We start from the raw sequence: 17,470 nt of genomic DNA on the forward strand, positions 1-17,470 counted from the left end.
CATGACGCAGAAAGATCCCGGCACGGAGTTCAACCCCAGACACCGGATCCTCGGCGCCGTCATCCTCGTCACCGCCGCCGTGATCTTCGTTCCGATGATACTCAGCGAGCGGGATCCGCCGACCTCTACCGTCGCCGTCGCGCCGACGACGGTTCGCCTCGACGATCGGCAGAGCGAGGAGGTAAAGGTCGCGGTGACCGATCTCCGCCGGCCGAACACCGAATCGCCGTCCGCCAAACCCGCCCTGGTGTCCGTGACGGCGGCATCGTCTTCCGCCGGCGCCGCAACGCCGGCCCCCGTGCCGGCCGAGCCGACGGCCAAGGCCGCGACCACCCAGGCCGCGAAACCCGCGGTGAAGGCCGAGCCCACGAAGACCGCCGCCAAGCTCGATCGGGGATGGGTCGTGCAGGTGGGCACGTTCTCCAATATCACGAATGCCGAGCGGCTCGAGGACAAGCTGCGCGAGCAGGGACACGCGGTGCGGACCGAGCGCATCACGCTCGATGCCGGCAAGGCGGTGCGTCTGCAGGTCGGTCCCTTTCGCGACAAGGCGCTCGCGCTCAAGGCCCAGGCGCAGATCCAGAAGGAGATCGGGTTGCAGGGCGTCGTGCTCGCTTACCCGTAGCGCTCGCCGCCCCGTGGTCGCCGAGTGTCTTTCGACGTGAACGCCTTCGACTACCTGATGCTGACCGTGCTCGTCGCCTTCATGTTCACGGGCGCGCTGCGCGGCTTCGTGCTCGAGGTGCTGTCGCTGGTCCTTTGGCCGGTTTCGGCGTTCATCGCCTGGCTGTTCGCGGAGCCCGCCGCATCGTGGTTCGACAGCCTGATCAACGAACCGCAGCTGCGCCTGGTCGCCGCGTTCGTGGTCGTGTTTCTGGTGGTGTTCCTGATCGGCACCGTGGTCGTTTACTTCGTCAACCGGATCCTGCCGCTGCGCGGCGCCCTCCGCACGCCGAACGTCGTGCTCGGCGGCATCGTGGGACTCCTGCGCGGGGGCATCATCCTGGTGATCGTGTTCCTCGTCGCCGGCATCACCGCGTTGCCGCAGCGCACGTGGTGGCGCGAGTCCCTCTTCGCGCCGCACCTGCAGCGTGCCGCGGTATCCGTCAAGCAATATCTCCCGCAGGATGTTGCCCGGCATATCCGCTATGGCTAGACTGTTTTTTTAACCGGAGCAGGTTCATGTGCGGCATCGTCGGCGTCCTCGGTAAGGGTACCGTGAACCAGGCCCTTTACGACGGGCTCACGGTCTTGCAGCACCGCGGGCAGGACGCCGCGGGCATCATGACGAGCGACGGCAAGCGCGTGTACCTGCGCAAGGACAACGGCCTGGTGCGGGACGTGTTCCAGCAGCGGCACATGGAAGGGCTCGTCGGAAACATGGGCATTGGCCACGCGCGCTACCCCACGGCCGGATGCGACACGCCGAACGAAGCCCAGCCGTTCTACGTGAACTCCCCGTTCGGCCTCGCGATCGCGCACAACGGCAACCTGACGAACGCCGACCGGCTGGCCGAGGAGCTGTTCCGCGAGGACCTCCGGCACATCAACACCACCTCCGATTCGGAGATCCTGCTCAACGTCCTGGCGCACGAGCTCCATGCCGTGAGCCGCCTGCGGCTTTCGCCCGACGACATCTTTCGCGCGGTCGCGGCCGTGCACCGGCGGGCGCGCGGCGCGTATGCCGTGGTCGTGCTGATCGTCGGCTTCGGCATCCTCGCCTTCCGCGACCCGCACGGCATCCGCCCGCTGGTCTACGGGCGGCGCGAGACCGACAAGGGTCCGGAGCACATGATCGCTTCGGAGTCGGTCGCGCTCGACGTGCTCGGCTTCAAGCTGGTGCGCGACGTCGGTCCGGGCGAGGCGGTGTTCATCGACATGGAGGGGCAGGTGCACTGGCGCCAGTGCGCGGACAACCCGCAGCATACGCCCTGCATCTTCGAGTTCGTGTACTTCGCCCGGCCGGACTCCATGATCGACGGCATCTACGTGCACAAGACGCGCCTGCGCATGGGCGAAAAGCTCGCGCAGAAGATCAAGCGCGAATGGAAGCACCTCGACATCGAGACGGTCATTCCGATCCCGGACACCTCGCGCACGGCTGCGCTGCAGATGTCGTACGCGCTCGGCGTCAAGTTCCGCGAGGGGTTCATCAAGAACCGCTACATCGGCCGCACGTTCATCATGCCGGGGCAGGCGGAGCGCAAGAAGTCCGTCCGCGCCAAGCTCAACGCCATCGACGTCGAATTCAAGGGCAGGAACGTGCTGCTGGTCGACGACTCGATCGTACGCGGCACGACGTCGGCCCAGATCATCCAGATGGCCCGCGAGGCGGGGGCGCGCAAGGTGTACTTTGCCTCCGCGGCTCCTCCGGTCCGGTACCCGAACGTTTACGGCATCGACATGCCGGCCGCGAGCGAGCTCGTCGCGTCCGGGCGGACCGAGGACGAGGTGTGCCGCCTGATCGGCGCCGACGCCCTCATCTACCAGGACCTGCCCGATCTCATCGAGTCGGCACGCGAGGGCAACCCGCGCATCAGCCGTTTCGACGCTTCCTGCTTCGACGGCGTGTACGTGACCGGGGACGTGAGCCTCGACTACCTGAAGAAGGTGGAGCGCAACCGCAACGACGCGGCGCGGAGCAAGCGGGCGGCCGCGGGTGGGAACGAGCAGCAGACCGCCGAGGTGTTGACGTTCCCGCGCTGACACCACGCCGAGTTACTGGCGTGGAAAGGCGAGGACCCTCTCCCCTTTCCCGCTGCGCATCCTGCTGCGCGGGAAAGTCCAGGGCCGCCTTCCTGGCGGCCCGCCCGGCGGCGCGAACGTCCACTGGACGTTCGCGAAGGCCTCTCCCTCTCCCGCTCGCGCGGGAGAGGGAGAGAAGAAAGTCCTTTACATCGCATTCCTGGCCGCGTTGACAGGTCTCGACCTGTGTTATACGTTCCATTTCGATCGCGCCGATTTGAGTTCAGCTTGCGGGCGCGCAACAAATGCAGCTAAAGCGAAGCGAAACCCGCTCAGGCTGCGCCGCGGGTTTTTTTGTGCCCTCCAGGGACGGCGTAATGCCGCGAGAGCGCATGGATGCGCGGAGCGCACGGGTGGGAGAGAGGCCAGCAGGCGCGCCGCGCGCCGGCCCGGCCGCCCGCGGCCGGATGAGTTAGCGAGGTCACCATGTCGCACGACGAGGAGCAGTGGGGTCCGGCCACCCGCGCGGTGCGCGCGGGCCAGGTCCGCACCAGCGAGGGCGAGCACGCCGAGCCGATCTTTCCGACCTCGAGCTTCGCCTTCAAGAGCGCGGCCGAGGCGGCCGCGCGCTTCTCGGGCGAGAGTCCGGGCAACATCTACTCGCGCTTCACGAACCCGACGGTGCGCACGTTCGAGCAGCGCCTCGCGGCGCTGGAGGGGGGCGAGCGGTGCGTGGCCTTCGCCTCCGGCATGGCGGCGATCCTCGCGATCTGCCTCGGGCTGCTCAGGAGCGGCGATCACATCGTCGCCTCGCGCTCGATCTTCGGCACGACGGTCATGCTGTTCCAGAACTACCTCGCGCGTTTCGGCGTCGAGACCAGCTTCGTGCCGCTCACGGCGTATGACGCGTGGGAGCGGGCCGTGCGGCCGAACACCCGGCTCTTCTTCGTCGAGACGCCCTCGAACCCGCTGACGGAAGTGGCCGACATCGCCCGGCTCGCCAAGCTTGCCCACGCCCATAAGGCGCTCCTCGCCGTGGACAACTGCTTCTGCACGCCCGCGCTGCAGCTCCCGATTCCGCTCGGCGCCGACCTGGTGATCCATTCCGCCACCAAGTACCTGGACGGACAGGGGCGCTGCGTCGGGGGCGCCGTCGTGGGGAGCGAGACGCTCGTCGGCAAGGAGATCTTCGGCGTGCTGCGGACGGCCGGGCCGAGCATGAGCCCCTTCAACGCCTGGGTTTTCCTCAAGGGCCTCGAGACCCTGCCGCTGCGCATGAAGGCGCACAGCGAGAACGCGCTCGAGTTGGCGCTGTGGCTCGAGCGCCAGCCGCGCGTGAAGCGGGTCTACTTTCCGGGTCTCGCGTCGCACCCGCAGCATGCGCTGGCACGCCGTCAGCAGACGGGCTTCGGCGGCATCGTCTCCTTCGAGGTCGAGGGCGGAAAGGACGGCGCCTGGCGCCTGATCGACTCGACGCGCCTGATCTCCATCACCGCGAATCTCGGAGACACGAAGACCACGATCACCCACCCCGCGACGACGACGCACGGCCGCCTCACGCCGGAACAGCGCGCCGAGGCCGGCATCAGCGACGGACTCGTGCGTGTCTCGGTCGGCCTCGAAGACGTCGAGGATCTGCAACGCGACTTGGCCCGCGGGCTGGGGTAGAGACAGGCGCCGTGGCCCTCGATCCGCGGCGGGCGTTGCTCGAGATCTTCGAGGCCGCCGTCTCCGCGGTGAACGGGGCACGGCGTGTTCGCGAGTTTCTGCAGGCGCACCCGCCCGCCGGTCCTGTCCATCTCATCGCTGTCGGCAAGGCCGCCTGTCCGATGGCCCGCGGCGCCGCCGAGGCGCTCGGCGACGGTGTTCGCCGCGGACTCGTCATCACCAAGCATGGCTACGCAGAGCCGCTGCCCTGGCCGGTCCTCCCCGCGGGTCATCCCGTTCCGGATTCCGCGAGTCTCGCGGCGGGCGATCGCCTGCTCGAGTACATCAAGGAGCTCCCGCCCGATGCGTCCGTGCTGGTGCTGCTCTCCGGCGGTGCCTCGGCGCTCGTCGAGCGCCTCCCGGAAGGTGCGGGACTCGAGCACCTGCGCAGCCTGAACGAGTGGATTCTCGCCTCCGGCCGGGACATCTCCGCGGCGAACCGCATCCGCAAGCGCCTCTCGCTCATCAAGGGCGGCCGGCTCGCCGCGCTGCTGTCGCCGCGGAAGACGCTGTGCCTCGCCGTCTCCGACGTGCCGGGCGACGACCCGCGGTACATCGGCTCCGGGCCGCTCGTCGCCGACGCATCGATCGGCCAGGAACCGATCGACGACGCGCCGCCGGAGCTGCGCGCGCTGCTGGAGCACGCGCCGCCCGTGCCGGTTGAGGGTGACCCGGTCTTTACCGGAGTGCGTTTCGAGATCGTCGCGCGTCCGGAGGACGCGAAGCAGGCGGCCGCCCGGGCCGCGCGGGAACGAGGGCTCGCGGTGACGTGCGAAGCCGAGCCGCTGGCCGGCGACGCGCTCGCCGCCGGTGCCCGTCTCGCGACGCGGCTGTTACAATCCGGGCCTCGGCGCGTGCACGTCTGGGGCGGCGAGACGACCGTACGATTGCCATACGCGCCGGGGCGCGGCGGACGCAATCAGAGCCTGGCCCTGGCCGCCGCTGTGGTGCTCCGTGGTCACCCGCACAGCTTTCTGCTCGCCGCCGGAACGGACGGGACCGATGGCCCCACGGATGATGCCGGGGCGCTGGTGGACGGAGAGACGATCACCCGCGGAGAAGCGGCCGGCCTTTCCGCATCGGGCGCGCTCGCCCGCGCAGACGCGGGGACGTTTCTCGAGGCCAGCGGCGACTTGATCCGAACGGGACCGACGGGCACCAACGTGATGGATCTGGTACTCGGGCTGCGCCTGCCACCCTGACAACGAGCCGGAATACGATGACCCGATTCCTGTCGACTGCATTTCTCGCGGCATGCGCACTCGCCGCATGCACGCACGCCGCCGGCCCGGAGAAGGGGACCGCCCTCTATTTCGTGGAGGAGGAGGAAGGCACCGAAGCGGGCGGGACCCGCATGCTCATCACCCGCGAGTACCTTCGCATCGACGACGGCGTCGATGCCGGCGATTTTCTGCTCTATCAGCGTGCCGACAAGACCATCTACAGCGTCAATGCGGCCGACGGGCTCGTGCTCGTCATCGGCCACCAGCCGGTCAAGTCGGCGGCCACGGGTCTGACGCACGACGTGCAGCGGCGGAACGGGGAGCCGATTCCCGACGTGGCCGGCCGTAAAGTGGTTCACTACCGACTGCTCACGAACGGTCAGCTGTGCTACGACCTTTACGCCGCCGAGGGGCTGCTGCCGGACGCCGTTGCGGCGCTCGCCGAGTATCGCGAAAGCCTGGCCGGCGAGCAGGCCGTGGCCCTCGCCTCCACGCCAAAGGAGATGCAGTCGCCCTGCGACCTCGCGAACAACGTGTACCTGCCCGCGCGTCACCTGGCGCACGGCTTCCCGATCAGGCTGACCGAGACGACGCGCAACCCGGTTCGGACGCGGACGACCGAGCTGGTCGATTACAAGACGGGGTTGGCGATCGATCCGGAGCTCTTTCGTGTTCCGCAGGGCTATCGTCGGCTGACGATCCAGGAACTGCGCGCCCGGTAGCCCGACAGGGGCTGAGGCCCGAGAGTTGTCTCGAGCGGGCCTGGCCTAAGTCCTTCCCATGCGCCGCTGGCGGGCCTCGACGCGCGTCAGGGTGGCGAGGGACCATCCGTCGGGCGTGCAGCGCAGCACGCTCCCCTGATCGTACCAGTCGCCGAGGACCACGCGTCGCGCCGGCGCGCCGTCCAGTTCGAAAACGTGTTCGGCCGGCCGGTGCGTATGGCCGTGGATCAAGTCGCGCACGCCGCGAGCGCGCAGCAGCTCGGTGACGGCAGCCGGCGTCACGTCCATGATCTCGGGCCGCTTCGCGGCCGTGGACTGGCGGCTCAGCTCCCGGTAATTGCGCGCGATCGCCTCGCGCTCGGCGACGCTCTTCGTCAGAAATCCCCGCTGCCACTCCGGATCGCGCACGACCGCGCGGAAGGTCATGTACTCCTCGTCGCGCGTACAAAGCGCATCGCCGTGCGTCAGGAGCACGGCGGTGCCGTAAAGGTCGATCCGCGCGGGGTCCGGAAGCAGACGACAGCCGGTCGCACGCTCGAACGCGGGGCCCATCAGAAAATCGCGGTTGCCGTGCATGACGTAGAGCGGCACGCCGGCGTCGGTCAGGCCCCGCAGCCCCGCGATCATCGGGCGGTACTCGGGTGCGTCGACGGCCTCGTCGCCGATCCAGTACTCGAACAGGTCGCCGAGAATGTAGAGCGCGTCCGCGCCCCGCGCCTCCCGGGCGAGGAAGTCGAGAAAGAGCGCGGTGATTTCCGGGCGAGCGGCCGTCAGATGGAGGTCCGAAATGAAGAGGGTCGCCACGCCTGCGGATCGCCTACTTGACGTCCACCACCCGTACCTCCTCGACGATCACGTCGGCGAGCGGCACGTCCTTGAAACCGAGGCGCGTTCCGGTCGGAACGCCCTTGATCTGGTCGACGACCTGCATGCCGTCGACCACCCGCCCGAACACGCAGTAACCCCAGCCGGCCGGGGTGGATGCCGTGTAGTTCAAAAAGTCGTTGTCGGCGAGATTGATGAAGAACTGGCTCGACGCGGAGTGCGGATCGCTCGCCCGCGCCATCGCCAGCGTGCCGCGGCTGTTCCGCAGGCCGTTCTTCGCCTCGTTCTCGATCGGCGGCCGGCCGATCTTCTGCGTCATGCCCGGTCCGAACCCGCCGCCCTGTATGACGAAGTTGTCGATGACGCGATGGAAGATCGTGGCGTCATAGAACCGGTCGCGCACGTACTGGAGGAAATTGGCCGCGGTCTTCGGCGCCTTGTCCTCGAACACCTCGATGACGATGGTGCCGAAGTTGGTCTTCATGTGGATCATGCGTTTGTGCTCGGCGTGAGGCCGGTTTCGAATCCCTGCGCGCCCGGCCCGCTTTTATCGGTGCTGCGGAGTGCGTCCGTGTAACCGGAGATTGTGAACGGAGGGCGGAAACGGCGCAATATCAAGTGCTTCGCCCTCGCTCAGCGATCCGCTACCATTCGCCCGCATGACCGCCGGTCGGTTCAAAACGCGCTTTGCGCCAAGCCCCACGGGCCTTTTGCACCTCGGGAACGTGCGGACGGCCCTGTTCAACCACCTGCTCGCCCGAGGGCGGGGGGGCGCGTTCCTGCTGCGCATCGAGGACACGGACGCGGTGCGAGGGCATGACCGTTACGCGGCCGCCCTGCAGGAAGACCTCGCCTGGTTGGGCCTCGCCTGGGACGAGGGCCCGGATGTCGGCGGTCCGAACGGCCCCTACGCGCAGTCGCAGCGCGGCGAGCTTTACGAGCGTTACACCCGGGTGCTCGAGGCCAGGGAGCTCGCCTATCCGTGCTTTTGCAGCGAGCACGAGCTCAAGATGGAGCGCAAGGCGCAGCTCGCAGCAGGCCGACCGCCGCGCTATTCGGGCAGGTGCCGGCTGCTTTCTCCTGCCGAGATCGAGGCCCGGCGAGCACGCGCCTTGCCCGCGACGCTGCGCTTCCATGTCGCGGACGGCCGCACCGTCGAGTTCGAGGACGGCGTGCGCGGGGCGCAGCGGTTCCAGACGACGGACATCGGCGACTTCGTGATCCGCCGCTCGGACGGCACGCCGGCGTTCTTCTTCTGCAACGCGGTCGACGACGCGCTCATGGGCGTGACGCTGGTGGTGCGCGGCGACGACCACCTCGCCAATACGCCGCGACAGATCCTGCTGCTCGAGGCGCTCGGGCTGCCGGTGCCGACGTATGCCCACATTCCGCTGGTCGTCGGGGCCGACGGGGCGCCGCTCTCCAAACGCACCGGGAGCCGCTCGCTCGCGGAGCTGCGGGCGGCCGGCTACCTGCCCGCCGCGATCGACAACTATCTCGCGCGCCTGGGTCATACCTATGAAGAACCCGGCCTGCTGTCCCACGCGCAGCTGGCCGCCCGGTTCGACCTCGCCCGTGTGCATCATTCTCCGGCGCGCTACGACGAGACGCAGCTCCTGCACTGGCAGCGCGAGGCCGTGAAGACGCTTTCGGCGGATGCCTTCTGGCGCTGGGCGGGCGGCGAGACGCAGGCGCTCGTGCCGGCCTCGGCGCACGACGCGTTCATCGCGGCGGTGCGGCCGAACGTCCTCTTCCCCGTCGACGTCGCCCGCTGGGCGCGCGTCGTTTTTGGCGACGAGCTCGCGCTGTCCTCGGGCGCCCGCGAGGCGATCGCCGACGCCGGACGGTCCTTCTTCGAGGCGGCCCTGCCGGCGCTCGAGGAGGGCCGCGCGAGCTTCGCCGCCGTAAGCGGCGCGCTCAAGATCCGGACGGGCCGCAGCGGCAAGACGCTCTTCAAGCCGCTGCGCGCCGCCCTCACCGGCGAGCTCGACGGACCGGAGATGGCGCATCTCCTGCCCCTGATCGGCTACGAGCGCGCCCGCGCGCGCCTCGTCCGCGCCCTCGCACATACCCGTTGACTCCGAAAGCACGCACGCATGCTGACGATCTACAACAGCCTGACTCGCACCAAGGAGCCGCTCACGCCGATCGTGCCCGGCAAGATACAGCTGTACGTGTGCGGCATGACGGTCTACGACTACGCGCACGTCGGGCATGCGCGGGTCATGGTCGTGTTCGACACGGTGGTGCGCTACCTGCGGGCGCGCGGCTTCGATGTGACGTACGTGCGCAACATCACCGACATCGACGACAAGATCATCAAGCGCGCCGCCGAAAACGACGAATCGGTGGACACGCTGACCGAGCGCTTCATCCGCGCCATGCGCGAGGACGAGGTCGCGCTCGGCCTTGGCGCTCCGGACGCCGAGCCCCGGGCCACCCGCCATCTGGCCGAAATCATCGCGATGATCGAGGCGCTGGTCGGGCGCGGGTACGCCTACCCGGCGCCGAACGGCGACGTGTACTACCGCGTGCGCAAGTTCGGCCACTACGGCGCGCTCTCGGGGAAGTCGATCGACGAGCTGCGGGTCGGGGCCCGGGTCGAGGTGGGCGAGGCGAAGGAGGACCCGCTCGACTTCGCCCTCTGGAAGGCCGCGAAGCCCGGCGAGCCCGCCTGGCACTCGCCCTGGGGGCCGGGCCGGCCTGGGTGGCACATCGAGTGTTCCGCCATGTCGACGGCCTGCCTGGGCGAGCACTTCGACATCCACGGGGGCGGCATGGACCTCAAGTTCCCGCATCATGAAAACGAGATCGCCCAGAGCGAGGGCGCGACCGGGCACAAGTTCGTGAACCTCTGGATGCACGTCGGCTTCGTGCGCGTGAACGAGGAAAAGATGTCGAAGTCGCTCGGCAACTTCTTCACGATCCGGGAGGTGCTCAAGCAGTACAGCGCCGAGGAGCTGCGCTACTTCATCCTCGCGAGCCACTACCGCAGCCCGCTCGACTACACCGACGAGAACCTCAAGAACGCCCGCGCCGCGCTCACCGGCTTTTACCTGGCCCTGCGCGAGGCGCCGGCCGGGGGCGACGTGGATCCGGCGGCGGCCGAGCGTTTCTACTCGGCGATGGACGACGATTTCAACACGCCGAAGGCGATCGCCGAGCTCGCCGGGCTGGCCACTGCCCTCAACCGGGCACGGCAGGAGGGGCGGCACGAGGAAGCGACGGAGCTCGGAGCCACGCTTCGCGGGCTGGGCGCCATGATCGGGCTGCTGCGGGACAGTCCGGAAGACTACCTCAAGGGGGCGCCGGCGACCCGGGGCGGCCTCGACGACGAGGCGATCCAGGCGATGATCGATCGACGCACCGCCGCCCGCAAGAATCGCGACTGGGCGGAATCCGACCGCATCCGCGACGAGCTCAAGCGCCTCGGCGTGATTCTCGAGGACAGCGCGCAGGGAACGACTTGGCGCCGAGGATGAGGCGGGGTGCGCCTAACTATCTAAAAAATACCCGTTTTTCGGTCCTTCCTATTGACCCTGCCCATACTTATAAGTAAGTTTCTTTTGATCCGATTCCGAGATACGCCAAGGCCCGCAGGCGCCAGGATGTAGGGGCGACCGGGGCTTTTTGTTTTCTGAGGCCACCGTGGAACTGACCGGCGCAGACATTTTCGTCCGTTGTCTCCAGGACGAGGGTGTGGAGTACATCTTCGGCTACCCCGGCGGGGCGGCGCTCCACATTTACGACGCTCTCTACAAGCAGGACAAGGTCAAGCACATCCTGGTACGGCACGAGCAGGGCGCGGCCCACGCGGCCGACGGCTACGCGCGCTCGACCGGGCGGCCCGGCGTGGTGCTCGTGACCTCGGGTCCGGGAGTGACCAACACGGTCACGGGCATCGCCACGGCCTACATGGACTCGATCCCGCTCGTCATCTTCAGCGGGCAGGTGCCGACGAGCCTCATCGGCGACGACGCCTTTCAGGAGGTCGACGCGGTCGGCATCACCCGGCCGTGCGTGAAGCACAACTTCCTGGTGAAGGACGTCAAGGATATCGCCGAGACCGTGAAAAAGGCGTTCTACATCGCCGCCACCGGGCGCCCCGGCCCGGTGCTGGTCGACATCCCGAAGGACGTCACGGCGCACAAGTACGAGTACAGCTATCCGAAGAGCATCAGCATGCGCTCGTACAATCCGGTGACCAAAGGCCATCCGGGGCAGGTCAAGAAGGCCGTCGATCTCATCCTCTCCGCCAAGCGCCCCATGATCTACACGGGCGGGGGCATCGTCCTCGACGACGCGGCCGCCGAGCTCACCGAGTTCGCGCGGCTGCTCGGTTATCCCGTGACCAACACGCTCATGGGTCTCGGCGGGTATCCGGCGACCGATCCGCTTTTCGTCGGCATGCTCGGCATGCACGGCACGTACGAGGCCAACATGGGCATGCACGAGTGCGACGTGTTGATCGCGATCGGCGCGCGCTTCGACGACCGTGTGACCGGCGATCTCAACAAGTTCTGCCCGCACGCGCGCATCGTGCACGTCGACGTGGATCCCGCTTCGATCGCCAAGAACGTGCCGGTCGAGATTCCGATCGTCGGCTCGGCGCGTTCCGTCCTCCAGGACATGATCAAGCTGGTCAAGGGATCGAAGAAGAAGCCCGACCCGGCGGCGCTCGAGGTCTGGTGGGAGAGAATCAACGAGTGGCGCTCGATGCAGTGCCTCTCGTACGACCACGCGAGCGAGCTCATCAAGCCGCAGTACGTGCTCGAGAAGCTCTACGAGCTGACCAAGGGCGAGGCGTTCGTGACCTCGGACGTCGGCCAGCACCAGATGTGGGCCGCCCAGTTCTACAAGTTCGACAAGCCGCGGCGCTGGATCAACTCGGGCGGGCTCGGCACCATGGGCTTCGGCCTGCCGGCGGCCATGGGCGTGCAGCTCGCGCACCCGAAAGCCACGGTCGCGTGCGTCACGGGCGAGGCCTCGATCCAGATGTGCCTGCAGGAGCTCTCGACCTGCAAGCAGTACGACCTGCCCATCAAGATCGTGAACCTCAACAACCGCTACATGGGCATGGTGCGGCAGTGGCAGGAGTTCTTCTACGACCGTCGCTATTCGCACTCCTACATGGACGCGCTGCCCGATTTCAACAAGCTCGCCGAGGCTTACGGCCACGTGGGCATGCGGATCGAGAAACCGGGCGACGTCGAGGGCGCGCTGAAAGAGGCGCTCAAGATGAAGGACCGGCTGGTGTTCCTCGACTTCATCACCGACCAGACGGAGAACGTCTACCCCATGGTCGCGGCCGGCAAGGGCCATCACGAGATGCAGCTCGGGCCGTGCCGGGCGGTCGTGCCCACCGACCGGGAGCTCGCCTGATGCGGCATATCATTTCCATGCTCCTCGAGAACGAGGCGGGGGCGCTCTCGCGCGTCGCCGGCCTCTTCTCCGCGCGCGGCTACAACATCGAGTCGCTCACCGTCGCGCCGACCGAGGACCCGACCCTGTCGCGCCTCACGCTCGTTACCCGCGGCAGCGACGACGTCATCGAGCAGATCACGAAGCAGCTCAACAAGCTGGTCGACGTGGTGAAGCTCATGGACCTCACCGAAGGTCCGCACATTGAGCGCGAGATGCTGCTGATCAAGGTGCACGCCGAAGGAAACATGCGCGACGAGGTGAAGCGGCTGACCGACATCTTCCGCGGCCACATCATCGACGTGACCGAGCGCACCTTCACCATCGAGCTGACCGGCACCGGCGACAAGCTGGACGCCTTCATCGAGGCGGTGCGCGGCGCGGGCATCGTGGAAGTCGTGCGCTCCGGCGTGTCCGGCATCGCGCGCGGCGAGAAGGGCCTGCGCCTGGAGGAGCGCCCGCCCGCCCGCGCGGCGTCCGCCTCCTGACGAATTCGAAGACCCACGAGGAAAGCATGAAAGTTTATTACGACAAAGACGCCGATCTTTCGCTCATCCGCGGCAAGAAGGTCGCGATCATCGGCTACGGCTCGCAGGGCCATGCGCACGCGCAGAACCTCAAGGACAGCGGGGTGCAGGTGGTGGTCGGGCTGCGCGAAGGCTCCGCTTCGGTCGACAAGGCGAAGCGCGCGGGATTGACCGTCAAGAGCGTCGCGGACGCCGTGCGCGACGCGGACGTCGTGATGATCGTCGCGCCCGACGAGCAGCACAAGAAGATCTACGAGGAGTCCATCGCCCCGAACCTGAAGAAGGGCGCGGCGCTGGCCACGGCGCACGGCTTCAGCATCCATTTCGGCTTCATCCGGCCGCGCGCCGACATGGACGTGTTCATGGTGGCGCCCAAGGGACCGGGTCACCTCGTGCGGTCGACGTTTACCCAGGGCGGCGGCGTACCGTGCCTGATCGCCGTCAAGCAGGACGCCTCCGGCAATGCGCGCAGCCTGGCCCTGTCCTATGCCGCCGCGATCGGCGGCGGCCGCGCCGGAATCATCGAGACGACCTTCAAGGACGAGACGGAGACCGACCTCTTCGGCGAGCAGGCCGTGCTCTGCGGCGGCGTCTCGCACCTGGTGCAGGCGGGCTACGAGACGCTGGTCGAGGCCGGGTATCCCCCGGAGATGGCGTACTTCGAGTGCCTGCATGAGCTCAAGCTCATCGTGGATCTCATGTACGAGGGCGGGATCGCCAACATGCGCTATTCGATCTCGAACACCGCCGAGTACGGCGACTACACCCGCGGCCCGCGCATCATCAACGAGCAGACCAAGGCCGAGATGAAGAAGATCCTGAAGGAGATCCAGGACGGCGTCTTCGCGCGCGAGTGGATGGCCGAGAACGAGTCGGGCGGCAAGCGTTTCCCGGAGCTGCGTGCGAAGAACGCGGCCCACCCGATCGAGCAGGTCGGCGAGAAGCTGCGCGACATGATGCCCTGGATCAAGGCCGGGCGCATCGTCGACAAGACCAAGAACTAGAAGAACGCGAGAGGGTTGAAGTGCCGAGGACCCGCCGTCGGTCCTCGGTCCGCCCTTACCCACTTCCGATCATCCTGTTCCGTCACGGCCGATGACCCGCTTCCACTATCCGCTCCTCGCCCGGGAGGGCTGGGTGCACACCGCGCTTGCGGTCGGCGCCGCGGCGCTGGTCCATTACTACGTCGGCGCCCTGCCCGCGATCCCGTTCTGGATCGCGGTCGTGTTCACCGTTCAGTTCTTCCGCGACCCCCCGCGGACCATCCCGGCCGCCCCGCTCGGCGTCCTGTGCCCGGCCGATGGCAGGGTGATTTCCCTGGGCGACGCGTACGACCCTTACCTGAAGCGGCCCGCGAAGCGGGTGAGTATCTTCATGAACGCCTTCAACGTGCACTCGAATCGCATGCCGACCGAGGGTCGGGTCATGGAGATCTGGTACCACGCGGGCAAGTTCTTCAACGCCGCGCTCGAAAAGGCCTCGGAGTCCAACGAGCGCAACGCGGTGTGGGTCCGTACCGACGAGGGCGCGGACGTCGTCGTGGTGCAGGTTGCCGGTCTGATCGCGCGGCGTATACTTTGTTATGTCAAACCCGGGGATCGGGCGGCGCAGGGCGAACGGTACGGCTTCATCCGTTTCGGCTCACGCGTGGATGTGTATCTTCCGCCCGACTCCCGGTTCCGCACGGCGCTGGGCGATCGTGTACAGGGCGGCACCACCCTGATCGCCGAGCTGCCGGGTCGAGCGACGGCCGGAGGCGCCGGATGACCACACGACAGTCCGACGAGACGGATACCGAGCCCGCGGGCGAGCGCCGACGGCGGCGGGGGATCTATATCCTGCCGAGCCTGTTCACCACGGCGAATCTCTTCGCCGGCTTCTACGCGATCGTGCAGGCGATGAACGGCAACTTCGAGTACGCGCCGCTCGCCATTTTCATTGCCATGGCCCTCGATGCGGTCGACGGTCGTGTCGCGCGCCTGACGCACACCGAGAGCGAGTTCGGCTTTCACTACGACAGTCTGGTCGACATGGTGTCGTTCGGGCTCGCGCCGGCGCTCGTGATCTACGAATGGGCGCTGTCGGGCATGGGCAAGCTCGGCTGGCTCGCGGCCTTCATCTACGCGGCCGGGGCCGGGCTGCGGCTCGCGCGCTTCAACGTGCAGGTCGGTGTCCAGGACAAGCGCTACTTCCGCGGGCTCCCGAGCCCATCGGCGGCCGGCCTCGTCGCCGGCTTCGTCTGGGTGCTCTACAGCATCGGCGTGCCCGGCAGGGACATCAGCATCCTGGCGCTGTTCATCACCGTGGCCGCCGGCGTGCTCATGGTCAGCAACGTGCGTTACCGCAGCTTCAAGGACCTCGATCTGCGCGGCCGGATCCCGTTCGTCACGGTGCTCGTTCTGCCGCTCATTTTCGTGCTGATCTTTCTCGACCCGCCGCAGGTGCTGTTCGCGATATTTCTCGCCTACGGCATCTCGGGCCCAGCCACCTGGGCGTACCGCGCGGTGCGCCACCCGGGACAGCGGCCGGCGGACAAGTCCACCCCGCACTAGACCGGCTTCAAATCGGTCCGAACTTGATTTATGCTCGTCCCATGATCCGCGGTGCCGATCTTCGCCCGATCCTTCCCGCCGGCCTCTCCGGCCGGGATTCCGCGCGCCTTCCGCTCGCCCTTCTGCTGCTGCTGCGCCGCTAGGCGCACACCAACCCCCATGCCTGGCGAGGCGAACAATACGCAACCCGACTGAACGATCCCGCGGCGCCAAGCCCCGAAAGGCCACGTGCACCGCGACGCTATGCAGAAGAGGGCGCCATGAAAGACCAATTGATCATATTCGACACCACGCTCCGCGACGGCGAGCAGAGTCCCGGGGCCTCCATGACCCGCGACGAGAAGGTGCGCATCGCGAAGCAGCTCGAGCGCATGCGGGTGGACATCATCGAGGCGGGCTTCCCGGTGGCGAGCCCCGGCGACTTCGAGGCCGTGAAGGCGGTCGCCGAGGTCATCCGGGAGAGCACCGTGTGCGCGCTCGCCCGCGCGGTCGAGAAGGACATCGACCGGGCCGCGGAGGCGATCAAGCCGGCGCGACGGGCGCGCATCCACACGTTCATCGCCACCTCGCCGATCCACATGCAGCACAAGCTCCGCATGACGCCGGAGCAGGTGCTCGAGCGGGCCGTGGCGATGGTCAAGCGGGCCCGGCAGTACACCGACGACGTCGAGTTCTCGGCCGAGGACGCGGTCCGCTCCGAGGTCGATTTCCTGTGTCGCATATTCGAAGCGGCGATCACGGCGGGCGCGCGCACCATCAACGTGCCGGACACGGTCGGCTACAGCATCCCGCACGCCTGGGGCGAGCGGATCAGGACGCTGATCGAGCGCGTGCCGAACGCGGACCGCGCGATCTGGTCGACGCACTGCCACAACGATCTCGGGCTCGCCGTAGCCAACTCGCTCTCCGCCGTGCTGAACGGCGCGCGTCAGGTGGAGTGCACGGTGAACGGCCTGGGCGAGCGGGCGGGCAACGCCTCGCTCGAAGAGATCGTGATGACGGTGCGGACGCGCCAGGACGTGTTCCCGTGCGACACGCGCATCGACGCCACCCAGATCGTGCCCGCGTCCCGGCTCGTGTCCGGCATCACCGGGTTTCCGGTGCAACCGAACAAGGCGATCGTCGGCGCGAACGCGTTCGCGCACGAATCGGGAATCCATCAGGACGGCGTGATCAAGAAGAGAGAGACGTACGAGATCATGCGGGCGGAGGACGTGGGCTGGACCGCGAACCGCATGGTTCTGGGGAAGCACTCGGGCCGCAACGCCTTCCGGCAGCGCCTGAAGGAGCTCGGGATCGAGTTCCGGACCGAGGCCGAAATCAACTCCGCGTTCGAGCGCTTCAAGGAGCTCGCCGACAAGAAGCACGAGATCTTCGACGAGGACCTGCAGGCGCTCGTCACCGAAGAAGGGATCGAGCAGGAGAACGAGCACTTCCGGCTCGTCTCGCTCCGGGTCTGCTCCGAGACCGGCACCACCCCGCACGCGCGCGTGGTGCTTGCCGTGGATGGATCGGAGCGCCTGGCGGGCGCGGACGGCAGCGGGCCGGTCGATGCGGCGTTCAAGGCCATCGACAGCGTCGTGAACGGCGGGGTGCAGCTCCAGCTCTACTCGGTGAGCAACATCACGAGCGGCACGGACTCGCAGGGCGAGGTGACGGTGCGGCTGGAGAAGGGCGGGCGCATCGTGAACGGCCACGGGGCGGACACGGACATCGTGATCGCGTCGGCGAAGGCGTATCTCAATGCGCTGAACAAACTGGTCGAGCCGGCGGCGCGCACGCATCCGCAGGCGGGACAACCCATCTGA

General features: G+C 67.7%; 16 protein-coding genes. 14 read left to right on the forward strand and 2 right to left on the reverse strand.

Going from position 1 to position 17,470, the window contains the following annotated elements; genetic code table 11:
• Position 1: 1 nt before the first annotated feature.
• The 6 genes from SVA_RS19675 (at position 2) to SVA_RS03575 (ending at position 6,337) form a co-directional block, all read left to right on the forward strand.
• On the forward strand, positions 2 to 625 hold the full coding sequence (locus tag SVA_RS19675) for an SPOR domain-containing protein (RefSeq protein WP_096458907.1): 624 nt from the start codon (positions 2 to 4) through the stop codon (positions 623 to 625).
• Between the two features lie 24 nt (positions 626 to 649).
• On the forward strand, positions 650 to 1,156 hold the full coding sequence (locus tag SVA_RS03555; protein WP_096458910.1) for a CvpA family protein: 507 nt from the start codon (positions 650 to 652) through the stop codon (positions 1,154 to 1,156).
• Between the two features lie 26 nt (positions 1,157 to 1,182).
• Positions 1,183 to 2,706 (forward strand): amidophosphoribosyltransferase, encoded by a 1,524-nt coding sequence (gene purF, locus SVA_RS03560; protein WP_096458913.1) that lies wholly within the window; start codon positions 1,183 to 1,185, stop codon positions 2,704 to 2,706.
• A gap of 465 nt (positions 2,707 to 3,171) precedes the next feature.
• Positions 3,172 to 4,353, forward strand: a complete 1,182-nt coding sequence (locus tag SVA_RS03565) for an O-succinylhomoserine sulfhydrylase (RefSeq protein ID WP_096458916.1) — start codon at positions 3,172 to 3,174, stop codon at positions 4,351 to 4,353.
• Between the two features lie 11 nt (positions 4,354 to 4,364).
• Positions 4,365 to 5,594: a glycerate kinase type-2 family protein gene (locus tag SVA_RS03570; RefSeq protein ID WP_197703354.1), complete on the forward strand. Its 1,230-nt coding sequence runs from the start codon at positions 4,365 to 4,367 to the stop codon at positions 5,592 to 5,594.
• Positions 5,595 to 5,611: 17 nt separating this feature from the next.
• Positions 5,612 to 6,337 carry a hypothetical protein gene (locus tag SVA_RS03575; RefSeq protein ID WP_096458919.1) on the forward strand — a complete coding sequence of 242 codons (726 nt, stop codon included), beginning with the start codon at positions 5,612 to 5,614 and terminating at the stop codon, positions 6,335 to 6,337.
• Between the two features lie 45 nt (positions 6,338 to 6,382).
• Here the strand turns inward: SVA_RS03575 and SVA_RS03580 are convergent, their stop codons facing one another.
• Together SVA_RS03580 and SVA_RS03585 are read right to left on the reverse strand one after the other, a co-directional pair.
• Entirely contained in the window at positions 6,383 to 7,141 is a 759-nt protein-coding gene (locus tag SVA_RS03580; RefSeq protein ID WP_096458922.1) for a UDP-2,3-diacylglucosamine diphosphatase, read from the reverse strand.
• A 13-nt stretch (positions 7,142 to 7,154) separates the two neighbouring features.
• The gene (locus SVA_RS03585) at positions 7,155 to 7,655 is read right to left on the reverse strand and encodes a peptidylprolyl isomerase (RefSeq protein WP_096458925.1); all 501 of its coding nucleotides are present in this window, start codon (positions 7,653 to 7,655) and stop codon (positions 7,155 to 7,157) included.
• A 166-nt stretch (positions 7,656 to 7,821) separates the two neighbouring features.
• Here SVA_RS03585 and gltX point away from each other — a divergent pair, with 166 nt between their 5' ends.
• From gltX to SVA_RS03625, 8 genes are all read left to right on the forward strand, one after another.
• Positions 7,822 to 9,240, forward strand: a complete 1,419-nt coding sequence (gltX, locus tag SVA_RS03590; RefSeq protein ID WP_096458928.1) for a glutamate--tRNA ligase — start codon at positions 7,822 to 7,824, stop codon at positions 9,238 to 9,240.
• A gap of 18 nt (positions 9,241 to 9,258) precedes the next feature.
• Positions 9,259 to 10,644, forward strand: a complete 1,386-nt coding sequence (gene cysS, locus SVA_RS03595; protein WP_096458931.1) for a cysteine--tRNA ligase — start codon at positions 9,259 to 9,261, stop codon at positions 10,642 to 10,644.
• A 166-nt stretch (positions 10,645 to 10,810) separates the two neighbouring features.
• Positions 10,811 to 12,544, forward strand: coding sequence for an acetolactate synthase 3 large subunit (locus SVA_RS03600; RefSeq protein WP_096458934.1), 1,734 nt, complete (start codon positions 10,811 to 10,813; stop codon positions 12,542 to 12,544).
• Positions 12,544 to 13,071, forward strand: a complete 528-nt coding sequence (ilvN, locus tag SVA_RS03605) for an acetolactate synthase small subunit (protein ID WP_096458937.1) — start codon at positions 12,544 to 12,546, stop codon at positions 13,069 to 13,071. Before SVA_RS03600 ends, ilvN begins: the two co-directional genes overlap by 1 nt.
• 26 nt (positions 13,072 to 13,097) lie before the next feature.
• Positions 13,098 to 14,114 carry a ketol-acid reductoisomerase gene (ilvC, locus tag SVA_RS03610; RefSeq protein ID WP_096458940.1) on the forward strand — a complete coding sequence of 339 codons (1,017 nt, stop codon included), beginning with the start codon at positions 13,098 to 13,100 and terminating at the stop codon, positions 14,112 to 14,114.
• A gap of 91 nt (positions 14,115 to 14,205) precedes the next feature.
• Positions 14,206 to 14,877, forward strand: a complete 672-nt coding sequence (locus tag SVA_RS03615; RefSeq protein WP_096458943.1) for a phosphatidylserine decarboxylase — start codon at positions 14,206 to 14,208, stop codon at positions 14,875 to 14,877.
• Positions 14,874 to 15,662, forward strand: coding sequence for a CDP-diacylglycerol--serine O-phosphatidyltransferase (pssA, locus tag SVA_RS03620; RefSeq protein ID WP_096458946.1), 789 nt, complete (start codon positions 14,874 to 14,876; stop codon positions 15,660 to 15,662). The genes SVA_RS03615 and pssA overlap by 4 nt, the downstream gene beginning before the upstream one ends.
• Before the next feature lie 260 nt (positions 15,663 to 15,922).
• On the forward strand, positions 15,923 to 17,470 hold the full coding sequence (locus SVA_RS03625; protein ID WP_096458949.1) for a 2-isopropylmalate synthase: 1,548 nt from the start codon (positions 15,923 to 15,925) through the stop codon (positions 17,468 to 17,470).

The organism is Sulfurifustis variabilis, assembly GCF_002355415.1.
GTDB classification, from domain to species: Bacteria; Pseudomonadota; Gammaproteobacteria; order Acidiferrobacterales; family Sulfurifustaceae; genus Sulfurifustis; species Sulfurifustis variabilis.

What these genes read in the sequence shown, in the direction of transcription:
- SVA_RS19675 (WP_096458907.1), top strand. Translation starts at nt 2, where the DNA reads ATGACGCAGAAAGATCCCGGCACGGAGTTCAACCCCAGACACCGGATC.
- purF (WP_096458913.1), top strand. Translation starts at nt 1,183, where the DNA reads ATGTGCGGCATCGTCGGCGTCCTCGGTAAGGGTACCGTGAACCAGGCC.
- SVA_RS03565 (WP_096458916.1), top strand. Translation starts at nt 3,172, where the DNA reads ATGTCGCACGACGAGGAGCAGTGGGGTCCGGCCACCCGCGCGGTGCGC.
- SVA_RS03575 (WP_096458919.1), top strand. Translation starts at nt 5,612, where the DNA reads ATGACCCGATTCCTGTCGACTGCATTTCTCGCGGCATGCGCACTCGCC.
- SVA_RS03585 (WP_096458925.1), bottom strand. Translation starts at nt 7,655, where the DNA reads ATGATCCACATGAAGACCAACTTCGGCACCATCGTCATCGAGGTGTTC.
- gltX (WP_096458928.1), top strand. Translation starts at nt 7,822, where the DNA reads ATGACCGCCGGTCGGTTCAAAACGCGCTTTGCGCCAAGCCCCACGGGC.
- cysS (WP_096458931.1), top strand. Translation starts at nt 9,259, where the DNA reads ATGCTGACGATCTACAACAGCCTGACTCGCACCAAGGAGCCGCTCACG.
- ilvN (WP_096458937.1), top strand. Translation starts at nt 12,544, where the DNA reads ATGCGGCATATCATTTCCATGCTCCTCGAGAACGAGGCGGGGGCGCTC.
- ilvC (WP_096458940.1), top strand. Translation starts at nt 13,098, where the DNA reads ATGAAAGTTTATTACGACAAAGACGCCGATCTTTCGCTCATCCGCGGC.
- SVA_RS03615 (WP_096458943.1), top strand. Translation starts at nt 14,206, where the DNA reads ATGACCCGCTTCCACTATCCGCTCCTCGCCCGGGAGGGCTGGGTGCAC.
- pssA (WP_096458946.1), top strand. Translation starts at nt 14,874, where the DNA reads ATGACCACACGACAGTCCGACGAGACGGATACCGAGCCCGCGGGCGAG.
- SVA_RS03625 (WP_096458949.1), top strand. Translation starts at nt 15,923, where the DNA reads ATGAAAGACCAATTGATCATATTCGACACCACGCTCCGCGACGGCGAG.